Origin of the sequence: Asanoa sp. WMMD1127, from assembly GCF_029626225.1 — a bacterium.
Classification (GTDB): Bacteria; Actinomycetota; Actinomycetes; order Mycobacteriales; family Micromonosporaceae; genus Asanoa.
Genome location: NZ_JARUBP010000001.1, coordinates 2267300 through 2281297, shown reverse-complemented (window position 1 = coordinate 2281297; position 13998 = coordinate 2267300). Strand labels below are relative to the sequence as shown.

13 protein-coding genes and 1 tRNA gene are annotated in these 13998 nt (G+C 70.8%); 6 read left to right on the top strand and 8 right to left on the bottom strand.

Annotation, left to right across the window (positions count from 1 at the left end; translation table 11 throughout):
* Window positions 1-2: 2 nt before the first annotated feature.
* Complete coding sequence (locus tag O7635_RS11000; RefSeq protein WP_278080309.1) at window positions 3-980, top strand: ArsA-related P-loop ATPase; 978 nt, start codon at window positions 3-5, stop codon at window positions 978-980.
* 9 nt (window positions 981-989) lie between these two features.
* Window positions 990-2135, top strand: a complete 1146-nt coding sequence (locus O7635_RS10995; protein ID WP_278080308.1) for an ArsA-related P-loop ATPase — start codon at window positions 990-992, stop codon at window positions 2133-2135.
* Here the strand turns inward: O7635_RS10995 and O7635_RS10990 are convergent.
* Window positions 2122-2418 carry a WhiB family transcriptional regulator gene (locus O7635_RS10990; protein ID WP_203704386.1) on the bottom strand — a complete coding sequence of 99 codons (297 nt, stop codon included), beginning with the start codon at window positions 2416-2418 and terminating at the stop codon, window positions 2122-2124. The two genes, O7635_RS10995 and O7635_RS10990, sit on opposite strands and share 14 nt — an antisense overlap.
* Before the next feature lie 520 nt (window positions 2419-2938).
* On the opposite strand from O7635_RS10990, the gene O7635_RS10985 reads away from it, so the two are divergent.
* Window positions 2939-5389 carry a transglycosylase domain-containing protein gene (locus O7635_RS10985; RefSeq protein ID WP_278080307.1) on the top strand — a complete coding sequence of 817 codons (2451 nt, stop codon included), beginning with the start codon at window positions 2939-2941 and terminating at the stop codon, window positions 5387-5389.
* A gap of 233 nt (window positions 5390-5622) precedes the next feature.
* The gene (locus O7635_RS10980) at window positions 5623-7068 is read left to right on the top strand and encodes a diguanylate cyclase (RefSeq protein ID WP_278085441.1); all 1446 of its coding nucleotides are present in this window, start codon (window positions 5623-5625) and stop codon (window positions 7066-7068) included.
* Between the two features lie 93 nt (window positions 7069-7161).
* On the opposite strand, the gene O7635_RS10975 is transcribed toward O7635_RS10980, so the two are convergent.
* The 5 genes from O7635_RS10975 to O7635_RS10955 all read right to left on the bottom strand — a co-directional run bounded on the left by O7635_RS10975 (window position 7162) and on the right by O7635_RS10955 (window position 9625).
* Window positions 7162-7497, bottom strand: coding sequence for a hypothetical protein (locus O7635_RS10975; protein ID WP_278080306.1), 336 nt, complete (start codon window positions 7495-7497; stop codon window positions 7162-7164).
* A 165-nt stretch (window positions 7498-7662) separates the two neighbouring features.
* The gene (locus O7635_RS10970) at window positions 7663-8082 is read right to left on the bottom strand and encodes a pyridoxamine 5'-phosphate oxidase family protein (protein ID WP_278080305.1); all 420 of its coding nucleotides are present in this window, start codon (window positions 8080-8082) and stop codon (window positions 7663-7665) included.
* Window positions 8083-8091: 9 nt separating this feature from the next.
* Window positions 8092-8529, bottom strand: coding sequence for a hypothetical protein (locus tag O7635_RS10965; protein WP_278080304.1), 438 nt, complete (start codon window positions 8527-8529; stop codon window positions 8092-8094).
* Window positions 8530-8600: 71 nt separating this feature from the next.
* Window positions 8601-8674, bottom strand: a tRNA-Pro gene (locus tag O7635_RS10960).
* Between the two features lie 57 nt (window positions 8675-8731).
* The gene (locus O7635_RS10955; protein ID WP_278080303.1) at window positions 8732-9625 is read right to left on the bottom strand and encodes a metallophosphoesterase; all 894 of its coding nucleotides are present in this window, start codon (window positions 9623-9625) and stop codon (window positions 8732-8734) included.
* 25 nt (window positions 9626-9650) lie between these two features.
* Between O7635_RS10955 and O7635_RS10950 the strand changes: the two genes are divergently transcribed.
* On the top strand, window positions 9651-10106 hold the full coding sequence (locus O7635_RS10950; protein WP_278080302.1) for a GatB/YqeY domain-containing protein: 456 nt from the start codon (window positions 9651-9653) through the stop codon (window positions 10104-10106).
* A gap of 366 nt (window positions 10107-10472) precedes the next feature.
* On the opposite strand, the gene O7635_RS10945 is transcribed toward O7635_RS10950, so the two are convergent.
* Window positions 10473-11537: an aspartate-semialdehyde dehydrogenase gene (locus O7635_RS10945; RefSeq protein WP_278080301.1), complete on the bottom strand. Its 1065-nt coding sequence runs from the start codon at window positions 11535-11537 to the stop codon at window positions 10473-10475.
* A gap of 5 nt (window positions 11538-11542) precedes the next feature.
* Entirely contained in the window at window positions 11543-12823 is a 1281-nt protein-coding gene (locus tag O7635_RS10940) for an aspartate kinase (RefSeq protein ID WP_278080300.1), read from the bottom strand.
* Window positions 12824-13049: 226 nt separating this feature from the next.
* On the opposite strand from O7635_RS10940, the gene O7635_RS10935 reads away from it, so the two are divergent.
* Window positions 13050-13838 carry a hypothetical protein gene (locus O7635_RS10935; RefSeq protein WP_278080299.1) on the top strand — a complete coding sequence of 263 codons (789 nt, stop codon included), beginning with the start codon at window positions 13050-13052 and terminating at the stop codon, window positions 13836-13838.
* Window positions 13839-13998: the final 160 nt, after the last annotated feature.

The window sequence follows — 13998 nt, the reverse complement described above, 5'->3', positions numbered from 1 at the left end:
GCGTGACTGAACCCGCGACCGGCCGGCGTGCTGATCTGTGGCCGGCGCGGCTGCATGTCGTGACCGGCAAGGGTGGCACCGGCAAGACCACCGTGGCCGCCGCGCTGGCGCTGGCCCTGGCCGCCGGCGGGCGCCGCACGCTGCTCGTCGAGGTCGAGGGCCGGCAGGGCGTCGCACAGCTGTTCGGCACGCCGCCGCTGCCCTACGAGGAGCGCCGGATCACCGCGGCGGCGGGCGGTGGCGAGGTCCGTGTGCTGGCCATCGACGCCGAGGAAGCGCTGCTCGAATATCTCGAGATGTTCTACCGGCTGGGCGCGGCCGGGCGGGCGCTGCGCCGGCTGGGCGCGATCGACTTCGCCACCACCATCGCGCCGGGCCTGCGGGACGTGCTGCTCACCGGCAAGGTCAAGGAGGCCACCACCAGGACCTCCAAGGGCCATCGGGTGTACGACGCCGTCGTGCTCGACGCGCCGCCCACTGGCCGGATCGGCCGCTTCCTGAACGTCACCGCGGAGACCGCCAAGCTCGCCAAGATGGGGCCGATCAAGACGCAGAGCGACGGGGTGGCGGCGCTGCTCCGGTCGCCGATGACCGCCGTGCACGTGGTCACCCTGCTCGAGGAGATGCCCGTCCAGGAGACGGTCGACGCGATCGACGAGCTCACCCGGCTGCGCATCCCGATCGGGCACGTGATCGTCAATGAGGCGCAGGCGCCGCTGGCCGCGGTCGGCAAGGTCACCGCGGCCGAGCTCCGGCGCGGCCTGACCGCCGCCGGGCTGCCCACGGACAAGGCGACGGTCAGCGGCCTGTACGCCGAGGTGAAGAACCACCTGACCCGCCAGGAACTCGAGGATTCGTTGCGCGCCGACCTCGCGGAGCTCGGCCGGCCGGTGCTGGAGCTGCCGTTGTTGACCGACGGGGTCGATCGGGCCGGGCTGGACCTGCTCGCCGCCGCTCTGTTGGCTGCTCCGACCCCATAAACTCGGCATGTGTCTTCGGATCAACACTCGCCGCGGCTGGATGTCGACCGGATCCTGAGCGATCCGGGCGTCCGCATCGTCGTGTGTTGCGGCTCGGGTGGTGTCGGTAAGACCACCACGGCCGCGGCGCTGGCGCTGCGGGCCGCTGAGCAGCATGGCCGCCGCACGGTGGTGCTGACCATCGACCCGGCCCGCCGGCTGGCCCAGTCCCTCGGCCTCACCGAGCTCGACAACACCCCGCGCCCGGTCAAGGGCGTCGGGGAAAACGGCGACGGTTCGCTGCACGCCATGATGCTCGACATGAAGCGGACCTTCGACGAGGTCGTGCTGGCGCACACCGACCCGGCGAAGGCGGCGGAGATCTTCGCCAACCCCTTCTACCAGGCGATGAGCTCGACCTTCTCCGGCACGCAGGAATACATGGCGATGGAGAAGCTGGGCCACCTGCACGCCGAGGGCGACTGGGACCTGATCGTGGTCGACACCCCGCCGTCCCGGTCCGCCCTGGACTTCCTGGACGCGCCGGCCCGGCTGGGCCGGTTTCTCGACGGCAAGATGCTGCGCCTCCTGCTGGCGCCGGCGCGGGCCGGTGGGCGCAGCGTCTTCGGCCTGGTGACCGCGTCGTTCGGGGTCTTCTCCAAGGTCGTACAGAAGGTGCTCGGCGCGCAGCTTTTGACTGATTTGTCAGGTTTTGTCGCAGCGCTCGACTCCATGTTCGGCGGCTTCCGGCAGCGGGCCGAGGAGACCTTCCGGATCCTCCAGGCGCCGGAGACCGCGTTCCTCGTCGTGGCGACCCCCGAACCCGACGCCATCCGCGAGGCTTCCTATTTCGCCCGCCGGTTGGGCGAGGAGCGGATGCCGCTGGCGGGGCTCGTGGTCAACCGGGTGCACACGACCGAGGCGCCGCAGCTGGGCGCCGAGGCCAGCCTGGCCGCCGCGGCCGCCCTCGACGAGGCCGGCGAGCAGACGCCGACGGCCGCGGCGCTGCGCGTCCACGCGTCCCTGGCGGCCCTGGCCGACCGGGAGCGGACCGTGACGGCGGGTTTCGAGGCCGAGTTCCCGCACGTCGCGACCGTCGCCGTAACGGCGCAGCCCGCCGATGTCCACGACATCGACGGGCTGCGGACGATCGGCTCGGCGATCAGCCAGCCATGACTGGCGACTTGTCCTTGTTACGCAACGCGGCCTCGAACATCTTGCGCCAGCTGGCCACCTGCGGATGGCGGCGCAGCAGCGCGCGGCGTTCGCGCTCGGTCATGCCGCCCCAGACACCGAACTCGATGCGGTTGTCCAGCGCGTCGGCCAGGCACTCGTATCGCACCGGGCAGCTTCGGCAGATCCGCTTCGCGACGTTCTGCTCGGCGCCCTGCACGAAAAGCGCGTCCGGGTCTCCGTTCTGGCATGCCGCCAAAGTCGGCCAGTCTGTGATCATGCCCATCAGTCCACGTCCCCCCTTGCAGTCCGCTACCGATCTCTCCACACCAGTCGGCTGCCCGACCTCGAGTCGGCAGGTGTTGCCCCCGGTCACCCACCACTCCGTGTCCCCCCGGAGACGGCGGGCGGCGCGCGATCCTCGCCTGGCCATCATGCTCCGTAGTCGTCTGATTACGCAACGTTGTCAGATAAATACATCACAACTGGGACACTCTTCGCCTACCCCGTTATGAGCCGGCGAAGATGCCCCGTACGCGGAAAATCTTGGTTGGATTCGGTCAAAAGCCAACACGAACCACAGCCGTCCGGCAGAATCCTCGATGCCGGTGCGCACCGGCGGCCGGAGCGTGCGCATAACACAACAACGACGCCGGCTCCCGAAGGACGTGCGTGCTGGCGCGTCGGATTCATTCCTATGCCATTACGGCCACCTACGCGGGACGCGAGATTGTTGTGCGTTCCCGTACCCTGGCGGGGTGAGTGAGCCGAGTGCGAAGGCTGGGAAGCCACGCAAGAAGAGCTGGATGCGGCGCCGTGATCACAACATCTTCGCCAACGCCGCGTCGCTGATCATCTGTGGCGTGCTCGCGGGCGTGGTCGTGGCCGCCGCCGCGTTCCCTGCTGTCGCCATGTCCGGCCTGGCCGCCAAGGCCGGCGTCGAGACGTTCGACAAGCTCCCCACCGAGCTCACTCTCAAGCGCCCGCCGCAGATCAGCTACATCTACGCCAGCAACGGCAAGACCCCATTGGCGACGATGTACGACGAGAACCGGCGCGACGTCCCGCTCAAAGACGTGGCCAAGGTGATGCAGCAGGCCATGATCGCCGCCGAGGACCACGATTTCTACAAGCACAACGGTGTCGACATCAAGGGCATCGGGCGGGCGTTCGTCGCCAACAACCAGGCCGGCGAGACGACGCAGGGCGCCTCGACGCTGACGATGCAATACGTCCGGCTCGCCATCGCCTACTCCGCGACCGACCCGCAGGACGTGGTCGCCGCCACCGAGGACACCCCCCAGCGCAAGATCCGCGAGATGCGCTACGCCTTGCAGATCGACAAGGAGCTCGGCAAGGACGAGGTCCTCGAGCGCTACCTCAACACCGCCCCGTTCGGCAACGGCGCCTACGGCGTCTACGCCGCCGCCCAGGTCTACTTCGCCAAGCACCCCAAGGACCTGACGGTCGAAGAGGCCGCGATGCTGGCCGGCATGGTCAAGGCGCCGACCCTGTTCGACCCGACCACCGAGACGGGCTACCCGCAGGCTGTCGACCGGCGCAACTACGTCATCGACAACATGCTCGAGATCGGCGCCATCACCGCCGAGCAGCGCGACAAGGCCAAGGCGGTCAAGCTGACCGTCAAGGGCAAGCGGGCGCCCAACGGCTGCGTGGCCACCACCAAGAACAGCTGGGGCTTCTTCTGCGACTTCTTCTACCGCTGGTGGATGGACCAGGACGCGTTCGGCGCGACGACCTACGACCGTGAACGGCGGCTCAAGAGCGGCGGCTACAAGATCGTCACGTCGCTGGACCCGCGGGTGCAGGACGCCGCCAAGAAAAACGTCGAGCAGGCCTACAAGACCAGCAAGAGCCACCCCAACGCGCTGATGGTCGCCGCGATCGAGCCCGGCACCGGCTTCGTGCGCGCGCTCGCGGTCAACCGCAACTACAAGCTGGACCCCACCGACAAGCCCCAGAACGGCATGTCGACCAACCCGGCCAAGAAGAAGCGCAAGCTCCGCGGCACCTACCCCAACACCACCAACCCGCTGCTGTCCGGCGGCGGTGACATCACGGGCTACCAGGCGGGCTCGACCTTCAAGATCTTCACGGTGGTCGCGGCGCTGGAAAAGGGCTATCCGCTCGGCTACACCATCAACGCGCCCAAGCAATACAAGTCGAAATACATCGTCGAATACAACGGGCCCAGCGCCTGCCGGGGCACCAACAAATACTGTCCGACCAACGCCAGCGACAGCATGGCCGGCGTGCACAACATGTGGGGCGGCTTCGGTCGGTCGGTCAACACGTTCTTCGTGCCACTCGAAGAGCGGGCCGGCGCGGCCAACGTCGTCGACGCCGCCAAGCGGATGGGCATCAAGTTCCGCGCCAAGAGCGACGCGGTGATCGCCAACAACAAGCAGGGCGCCGACCAGTGGGGCGCGTTCACGCTCGGCGTCTCGGCCACGACCCCGCTCGACCTGGCCAACGCCTACGCGACGCTGGCGGCCGACGGCAAATACTGCGAGCCCAACCCGGTGCAGGAGATCATCGCTCCGGACGGCGCCAAGCTCGACGTCGCCGCCTCGCGGTGCCGCAAGGCGGTTGACACCGAGGTCGCGCGGGCCGCGGTCGACGCCGCCCGCTGCCCGGTCGGCGACCGCTCGTCGACCAGCCGGTGCACCGGCGCCACCGCCGGCGGGGTGCGCGGCACCGTGGGCTACCCGGTGGCCGGCAAGTCCGGCACCACCGACAGCGAGAAGTCCGCGTCGCTGGTGACGATGACCAAGCAGCTCTCCGTCGCCGGGATCCTGGCCGACCCGGACTGGGCCGAGACCAACCACGACATGGAGCACGACATCGTCAACCCGGCGGTCTACGAGACGCTGCGCGACGCGATGAAGGCGATGAAGGCGCCACGCAAGGACTTCGTCGCACCCGACAACAGCAAGATGATCATGGGTGACCAGCGCTCGATCCCGAACGTCGAGTGCACGTCGGTCGACCAGGCGCGCAACCGGCTGGAGAACGCGGGCTTCGAGGTCGACGTCGACAGCATCCCCGTCGACTCGCGCTGCCCCGCCGGTCAGGTGGCCGGCACATCGCCGGACGGCCGCACGATCAAGGGCGGCGTCGTGGTGATCCAGGTCAGCAACGGCAAGGGCGGCGGCGGTCCGGGCACCGGCGGCCCCGGCAACGGCGGTCCTGGCAACGGCGGCCCCGGCAACGGGCCTGGCCGCCGCGGCGGCTGACGCCTCGCAGCACACCAGAAGGCCCGCCGGCGCGCTGCCGGCGGGCCTTCTGCTTGTCGTGTCGTCCACATCGTGAGACGGGTCACGCTGTTTCCGGGATGAACCGGTATGTCCGGGACGTGCCGCCGCTGGCCAGCGACCTCCCGGCTACAGTCGGTAGGCTGCCGAAGTTTATTCGTCTTGCCGCAGCTATGCGTACGACCGCACATCGTCACCGGAAAGTTGCCGTGCGACTGGATCAAGAACGCATCGTCCGCGACGTGACGACGCGCCTGACCCGGGCCTCGTCCGCCGAAGAAGCCAGCCGGGTGACCGTTGCCGCCCTCAGTGCCCACACGGGTGCGATGACGGCTGTCCTCCTGCCGGTGCGTGACCACCTCCGGTGCGTCGCCGCAGCCGGCGCGTGGCAGGTCTTCACCGCGGTGCAGTCCGGTCGCGGCGTCTGCGGGCGGGCGTTCCGCTCGGGTCGCACCCAGGTCGTCACCGACGTGCGGGACGACCCGGACTACATCCCCATCGGTCCGCTCGACGTGACCCTCGACATCAGCGCCCCGCTCCTCGACACCGACGAGCGGCCGGTCGGCGTGCTCAACGTCGAATGGCGCACTCCCACCGACGTCGCCGACGCGCAGGCAGTCGTGGAGGCGGTCGCGGCGTGCCTCGGCGACCGGATCACCCGGCTCGGCGGCCCGCCCGCCGAGAAGCGCAGCGAGAAGCTGCTCCGGCACGCCGGCGCGCTCACCGCGGCGTCGACGGAGTGGGAGCTGATGGCGGCCGCCAACGACGCCGCCCGCGACATCTCCGGCCTGTCGGCAGCGGTGCTGGTGGTGGCCGACGGCCATCGGGTCCGGCTGGGCATGCCGACGGTGCTGCCCAACGCGTTCGAGGCGCGCCTGCGCGACGTGATGACGGCGCAGCCCGAGTCGGTGCTGTTCGAGTGCCTCGCGCTGGCACACCGGCACGGCTCCGCGTACACCCTGGGTGAGACCGGGCACTGCGTCCCCGAGATCTACCGACCGCTGATCGAGGCGGGCGTCGCCACGCTGATCACGGTGCCGGTCGGCCCACCGGACGCCGGCGGCGTCATGCTCATCGCCGACGAACGCAACCTCGACCCGGACCCGGCGACGGTCAACCTGATGGAGCTGCTCGCCGCCCAGGCCTGGGCTTGCCTCGACCGGATGCGCACGCTGGCCCAGCTGCGCGAACTGGCGAACTCCGACCCGCTGACCGGGCTGCGGCACCAGGGACCGTTCAGCGAGCGGATCCGCACCGCCGTACCGGGCCGTACCGCCCTGCTCGCGATCGACATCGACCAGTTCAAGGTCATCAACGACACGTACGGCCACCAGGAAGGCGACGCCGTCCTGGTGGCGGTGGCCCGCGCGCTGCAGAACGCCCTCCGCCACGTCGACGAGTTGTTCCGCCTGGGCGGCGACGAGTTCGTGGCTGTTCTGGAGGTACGCCACCCCGGCGAGGCGATGGTGATCGCGGAACGGCTCACGTCGGCGGCCCGGGCGATCGGACGGACGGTGTCGATCGGGGTCGCGCTGGTCGACGCGGACGAGCCACCGGAACGGACACTGCGGCGGGCGGATGCGGCGCTCTACGGCGTGAAGCGCGACGGTCGTGACGGCGCCCGCCTGGCCGCGGGAGCAGCGGCCGGCAAGACCGGCTGAGCCGCAGCGCGCCCGCCTGGCCGCGGGAGCAGCCGGCTGACCCGGGTGCGCCGGGCCGGTCGCGGTGGCGACCGGTCCGGCGTCCGTGGGGAGTTACCGGTTGCGGGGGTCGGTGTCGCGGCTGCGGCTGCCGGACTTGGCCAGGCCGCGGCTCACCATGTAGCCGACCGTCAGCAGCGTGATGAACCACCACGCCTTGTCGGCGGCGAAGACGTCTCCGCCGTTCTCGTTGCCGACGTCGCCGGTCACGGCGGACGCGATCAGCACGCCGATCACCGCGGCCAGGTAGAGGACGAGCTCTGTGGTCTTGAACGACGGCTTGGTCTCGTCGCCGTGCACACGGCGCTCCCGGACGTCGTAGCCGGTATCAGTGCGCCGGTCAGCGTCGGTGCTGTGGCTCGTCACGTGTCCGGTCGTAGGGGTGGTCATTCGAGCTCCTCCCAGTTCGCGGGCAAACGCCGTCTAACAGGCGCTTCATCCCGGTTCGGCCCGGTGAGTGCCCGTCAACGGGAGGCTCAAACAGTCGACTTTGGACATGGCGGCGAGACACGTACTTGGTCAGCGCCGATGACCTCGGGAGTGTCACCCTGACGGTCAGACGGTGAAGCGGTTGACCTTCTCCGGGTGGAGCACGATGCGCACCATGCCGCCGGTCCGGTAGTCCTCGAGCAGCTGCCGCTGCATCGGGTCCAGGTTGTCCATGTCCCAGTAGCGGACCGCGAGCCGAACGGCGAGGTCCGCGGCGCCGTCGTCGTGAAGCGTGACCGAGCCCTCTACCGCGACCCATTGCTCAGGCTCACCGACCGGCGCGGCGACCACGACGGACGCCCGCGGTTGCGCGCGGAGCCGCTCGAGCTTGGGAGCATCCGGCACCGAGAACATCCGCAGCGTGCGGTCGTCGGCCACCTCGAACCACACCGGCCGCGGCGCGGGCCACCGGCCACCGCGGGGCGCGACGGTGAGAAAGGCGTACAGCGGCCGGGCGAGCAGGGCGAGATCCTCATCGCGGAACATGCCGCAACTCTAGGCACGGTCGGCGGCCCAGAACTGAAACAGGAACGACTCGACGCCACGCAGTTCCTCGATGCCGGCCCGCGGCGTGGCGGCGGCGATCCGCGCCCGACCGGCGCTGTAGGCACGCAACTCGTAGTGGCCGGGCGGCCCGATCCGCAGCACGTGCGTATCGGTCGGCTGGATCTCGAGGTAACCACTGTCCAGCCGGACGCGTCCGGCCTTGCCGCTCTCCCACCCGTCGAGCAGCGGCGGCACGCCGTCCCAGATCTCCACGCTGACGCGCGCGTAGTGGTCGGTGGCGCCGGCGCTGATCGCCACCACGCAGTTCGGGGTCACCGACAACCAGTCGTCACCGGCCAGCCCGTAGTCGCCGGCATCGTCGAGCAGCACGATCATGCGGCGCGAGACGAGCGTCTCCGTCTCCAGCCGGGTCACGCAGCGAGGCACCGTGGCTCCTCCAGCCGGTGGCACAAGAAAGGCCCTGACCGGCGTTTCGGCTGGTCAGGGCCTTGCATCTGTCGGGGTGGCCGGATTTGAACCGACGACCTCTTCGTCCCGAACGAAGCGCGCTACCAAACTGCGCCACACCCCGAGGCGTGCCGAGCAATACTAGCCCACCGCCCACCCGGGTCAAATTCGGTATACCGACTCAGCGTGGGATGAGCGTGAGCAGCGTCGCCTCCGGGCGGCAGGCGAACCGGACCGGGGCGGTCGGGTGCGTGCCGAGGCCGGCCGAGACGTGCAGCCAGGCGGCGCTATCGGGCCACTGGTGCAGCCCGCGGGCCATCGACCGGGGCAGGCCGCAGTTGGTCACCAGGGCGCCCACCAGCGGTACGCAGACCTGGCCGCCGTGGGTGTGGCCGGCGAGCAGCAGGTCGAAGCCGTCGCGGGCCATCGCGTCGAGGACCCGCGGCTCGGGCGTGTGGGTGAGCGCCAACCGGAGGTCCGCGGCGGGTGAGGCGGGCCCGGCGACCGACGGGTAGTCGTCGCGCTCCACGTGCGGGTCGTCGACCCCGACGAGCTCGACGAGCCGCCCGCCGGCCTTGAGCGTGGTCCGCGCGTTGTTGAGGTCGACCCAGCCCGCACCGACCAGCACCTCGCGCAGCTCCTCGGTCGGCAGGTCGACGCCCTGCACGTACTCGCGGTCCTTGGCGAAGTAGCCGAACGGATTCTTGAAGACCGGCCCGCGGTAGTCGTTGGAGCCGAAGACGAACGCGCCGGGCACGTCGAGCAAGGGCTGCAGGGCCCGCATGACACCGGGTACGGCGCCCGGGTTGGCCATGTTGTCGCCCGTGACGACGACCAGGTCGGGGTCGGTGCCGGCCAACGCGGCCACCCATCGCTGCTTGCGCCGCTGCTCGGGCATCATGTGCAGGTCCGAGAGGTGCAGGATGCGCAGCGGCTCGGCGTCGGTGGCCAGCACCGGCACGTCGTACCGCCGGAGGGTGAAGAGGTTTCGCTCGATCAGCGCGGCGTAGCCGAGGGTCGCCGCCCCTGCCACGACCGTGCCGGCCGCCAGCCGGTATACCGTGCGCTTTCGCATGGATCTCAGGGTAGTTTGTGGCTTCATGAGCACGCTCAAGGACGTCCTCACCAACGACATGCGGACGGCGCTGAAGGCGCGCGACGAGACCACCACGTCGACGCTCCGGATGGCCCTGGCCGCCATCGGCAACGCCGAGGTCGCGGGCAAGGAGAAGCGCGACCTGACCGACGACGAGATCCTCGCCGTGCTCACCCGCGAGGCCAAGAAGCGCCGCGAGGCCGCGACCGCCTTCGCCGACGCCGGCCGGGCCGAGCAGGCGGCGAAGGAGACGGCCGAGGGCGAGGTGCTCGACCGCTACCTGCCCAAGCAGCTCTCCGACGACGACCTGTCCGCCGTCGTGTCGGAAGCGCTGGCCGCGGGGTCGCTCACCGGCAAGGCGCAGATGGGGCCGGCCATGAAGGCCGCCCAGGCCGCCGTCGCCGGCCGGGCCGAGGGTGGCCGCGTCGCCGCCGAGGTCCGCCGCCAACTCGGCGCCTGAGCTCTCCGCGCCGCCCGACCGCGCCGCCCGACCGCGCCGCCCGACCGCGCCGCCCGACCGCGCCGCCCGACCGCGCCGCCCGACCGCGCCGCCCGGCCGCGCCGCCCGGCCGCGCCGCCCGGCCGCGCCGCCCGACCGCGCCGCCCGACCGCGCCGCCCGACCGCGCCGCCCGACCGCGCCGCCCGGCCGCGCCGCCCGGCCGCGCCGCCCGACCGCGCCGCCCGACCGCGCCGCCCGACCGCGCCGCCCGACCGCGCCGCCCGACCGCGCCGCCCGGCCGCGGCGCGCCGGCCGACCGCGCCGCGACGTTAGGAACGGACCGTTCCTATGCGGAAAGCGTGAGCAACGGTCCGTTCCTTGCGCGACTACTTGGCCGCGGCGAGCTCCGCGGCCACCAGCTCGGCGATCTGCGCCGTGTTCAGGGCCGCCCCCTTGCGCAGGTTGTCGCCGGTCACGAACAGATCGAGCGCGCGGGGATCGTCCATGGCCCGCCGGATCCGGCCGACCCACGACGGGTCCGTGCCCACCGCGTCGATCGGCATCGGGAACTCGCCCGCCGCCGGGTCGTCGACGAGGATCACGCCGGGGGCGTTGCGCAGCGCCTCGCGGGCGCCTTCGGCCGTGACCTCGGCGCCGAAGACGGCGTGCACCGCCACCGAGTGGCCGGTCACCACCGGCACCCGGACGCAGGTCGCCGAGACCTTGAGGTCCGGGAGGCCCAGGATCTTGCGTGACTCGTTGCGGAGCTTGAGCTCCTCCGACGACCAGCCGGCGTCCTTCAAGGACCCGGCCCACGGCACGACGTTGAGCGCCAGCGGCGCCGGGAAGGGGCCCAGGTCGTCGCCGACCGCCTGGCGGACGTTGCCGGACCGCGAGCCCAGCGCCCGGTCTCCCGCGATCTTGCTCAGCTGGTCGTGCAGCGTGTCGACGCCGACCTGGCCCGCACCGGACACCGCCTGATAGGACGAGAGGACCAGCTCCCGCAGACCGTATTCGCGGTGCAGCGGGGCGATCGCCACGATCATGCCCAGGGTGGTGCAGTTGGCGTTGGCGATGATGCCCTTGGGCCGGTTGCGGATCTGCTCAGGGTTGATCTCCGGCACGACCAGCGGCACGTCGCGGTCCATCCGGAAGGCGGCCGAGTTGTCCACGGCGACGGCACCCAGCGCGGCCGCCTTCGGCGCCCATGACGCCGACACCTCGTCAGGCACGTCGAACATCGCGACGTCGACGCCGGCCAGCGTCGACTCCGACAGCTCCTGGACCGTGAGCTCCTCGCCGCGGCAGTAGATCTTGCGGCCCGCGGATCGCGCGGAGGCCAGGAGCCGAATCTCGCCCCAGACGTTCTTCCGCGCCGACAGCAGCTCGCACATCACGGTGCCGACGGCTCCGGTCGCGCCGACCACGGCCAGCGAAGGCAGACCGGACACCGGGCTCACCTCCCGGTCCCCGCGTAGACCACCGCTTCCTCGGATCCCCCGAGATCGAAGGCGTCATGGACGGCGCGGACCGCCTCGTCGAGGTCGGTGTCGCGGCAGACCACCGAGACGCGGATCTCCGAAGTGGAAATCATCTCGATGTTGACGCCGGCCTCGGCCAGCGCGGCGAAGAACTTGGCCGCGACACCAGGGTGCGACCGCATGCCCGCGCCGATCAGCGAGACCTTGCCCACGTGGTCGTCGAAGAGCAGCGACTCGAAGCCGATCTCGGCCTGCATCCGGTTGAGCGCGGCCAACGCGGCCGGACCGTCGGCCCGCGGCAGCGTGAACGAGATGTCAGTGCGGCCGGTCTGGTGCGCGCCGGGCTGACCGGTCGAGATGTTCTGCACGATCATGTCGAGGTTGATCTCGGCATTGGCCACCGTCTCGAAGATCTTCGCGGCCGCGCCCGGCTCGTCCGGAACGGAGACGACCGTGATCTTCCCCTCGCTGCGGTCGTGAGCGACTCCGGTGATCAGTGCCTGCTCCACGGGAAGATCCTCCATCGATCCGGTGACGATAGTGCCGGTGTTCTGCGAGTAGGACGAGCGGACGTGGATCGGCACCTTGAAGCGCCGCGCGTATTCGACGCACCGCAGCATCAGCACCTTGGCGCCGCAGGCGGCCAGCTCGAGCATCTCCTCGTAGGTGATCTCTTTGATGTGCCGCGCGTTGGGCACGATACGCGGGTCGGCCGTGAAGACCCCGTCGACGTCGGTGTAGATCTCGCACACGTCGGCGGAGAGCGCCGCGGCCAGCGCGACGGCGGTCGTGTCTGAGCCGCCCCGGCCCAGCGTGGTGATGTCCTTGGTGTCCTGCGAGACGCCCTGGAAGCCGGCGACGATCGCGATCGCGCCCTCGTCGAGCGCGCCGCGCAGCCGGCCCGGCGTGACGTCGATGATCCGCGCCCGGCCGTGCACCGACGTGGTCAGCACGCCGGCCTGCGAACCCGTGTAGGACCGCGCCTCGTAGCCCAGGTTGTGGATCGCCATCGCGAGCAGCGCCATCGAGATGCGCTCGCCGGCGGTCAACAGCATGTCGAGCTCGCGCCCGGCCGGCAGCGGACTCACCTGGTGGGCCAGCTCGAGCAGCTCGTCGGTCGTGTCGCCCATCGCGGACACCACGACGACCACGTCGTTGCCCGCTTTGCGCGCGTCGACGATGCGCTCGGCCACCCGCTTAATCCGCTCGGCATCGGCGACCGACGAGCCGCCGTATTTCTGCACAACAAGCGCCACCGCGGGTCGCTCCCTCTCGCCAAACGTGCCAAACGCCGCCGGGTTGGCCGCCGGCGGCGCGCGATTTTCCCCCGTCAGGGTACCGGCGGCCCCGGTGTGAGGGGAGTCGCGATCCCACCATCTGACGGACCGTCACGCACCGTTCACGATCAGAAGTTCGAACCGCCCCGAGACACGCCGGTACGCATGGACCGGTCTACATGCCAACGCCAGCACAATGAACCCCGTGTGGGCGTACGGGGTGAGCCCGCGCCGGTGGTTCGCCGGCGCGCTGGCCGCCGTGCTCATGCTCACGGGCTGTGGCGGCGACCCCGCACCGGAGCCGACCGAGCCCACCCCCACCGGCACGCAGCAGCCGACCGCGGACGCCCGCGACCAGCTCGCCGCCCTCGCCGCCGCCGCGCAGGACCGCACACTCACCGCCATCTACAGCTACAAGTCCGACGGCCAGGACCGCAGCGTCTCGCTGACGATCGCGCCCGACGGCAGCTGGCGGGTCGACGTGCCCGACCTCGCCCTCGGCGGCACCGTCGACATCTCGATCGTGCGCAACGAGATCGGCCTGTTCCAGTGCGCACTGCCGTCCGCCGACCAGCCGATCTCGCCGACCTGCGTCAAGATCGGCGGCAAGGACGCCGACGTGCCGCACTCGATCGACCCTCAGGTGCAGCGCACGCTGGTGACCGTCCGCCACGTCCTGACCGACAAGGGCGCGCCGCTGGACGTCTCGACCGCCGCGCCCGTGCCGGGTGCCAAGGGCGAGTGCTTCGCGGTCGAGACCACCACCGCCTCGGTCAACGCCGTGCTCGACGTCGGGATCTACTGCTACGACAAGGACGGCACGCTGACCGCGGCCCGCCTCGACTACGGCGACCTGGTGCTGGCGGGTCCGCCCGGTCCGGCCCCCGCGAGCGTGTCGCTGCCCGGCCCGGTTACCGACGAAAAGCCGCTCGGGATGGAGGCGCCGCCCACCCCGACGCCGTCCGTCACGGCGAGTGCCCAACCGACCCCGTAGCGAGACTTTCGTCTCAGAGTGCGGAAGGGCTTTGGCCAAATCACGACGGGCTCACGTAGGGTGATCGTGTCATGTGGCACCGGCAGCTCCTGCTTCCTTGCCGCGACGGGGCCCTCTAGGCCGGCACCCCGTCGCGGAGCTGAGTCGCGCCGTCCGTTCG

Excerpts from the sequence above, each read along its gene's own strand:
- O7635_RS10990 (WP_203704386.1), bottom strand. The coding sequence starts at position 2,418 with ATGGGCATGATCACAGACTGGCCGACTTTGGCGGCATGCCAGAACGGA.
- O7635_RS10985 (WP_278080307.1), top strand. The coding sequence starts at position 2,939 with ATGCGGCGCCGTGATCACAACATCTTCGCCAACGCCGCGTCGCTGATC.
- O7635_RS10975 (WP_278080306.1), bottom strand. The coding sequence starts at position 7,497 with ATGACCACCCCTACGACCGGACACGTGACGAGCCACAGCACCGACGCT.
- O7635_RS10970 (WP_278080305.1), bottom strand. The coding sequence starts at position 8,082 with ATGTTCCGCGATGAGGATCTCGCCCTGCTCGCCCGGCCGCTGTACGCC.
- O7635_RS10955 (WP_278080303.1), bottom strand. The coding sequence starts at position 9,625 with ATGCGAAAGCGCACGGTATACCGGCTGGCGGCCGGCACGGTCGTGGCA.
- O7635_RS10950 (WP_278080302.1), top strand. The coding sequence starts at position 9,651 with ATGAGCACGCTCAAGGACGTCCTCACCAACGACATGCGGACGGCGCTG.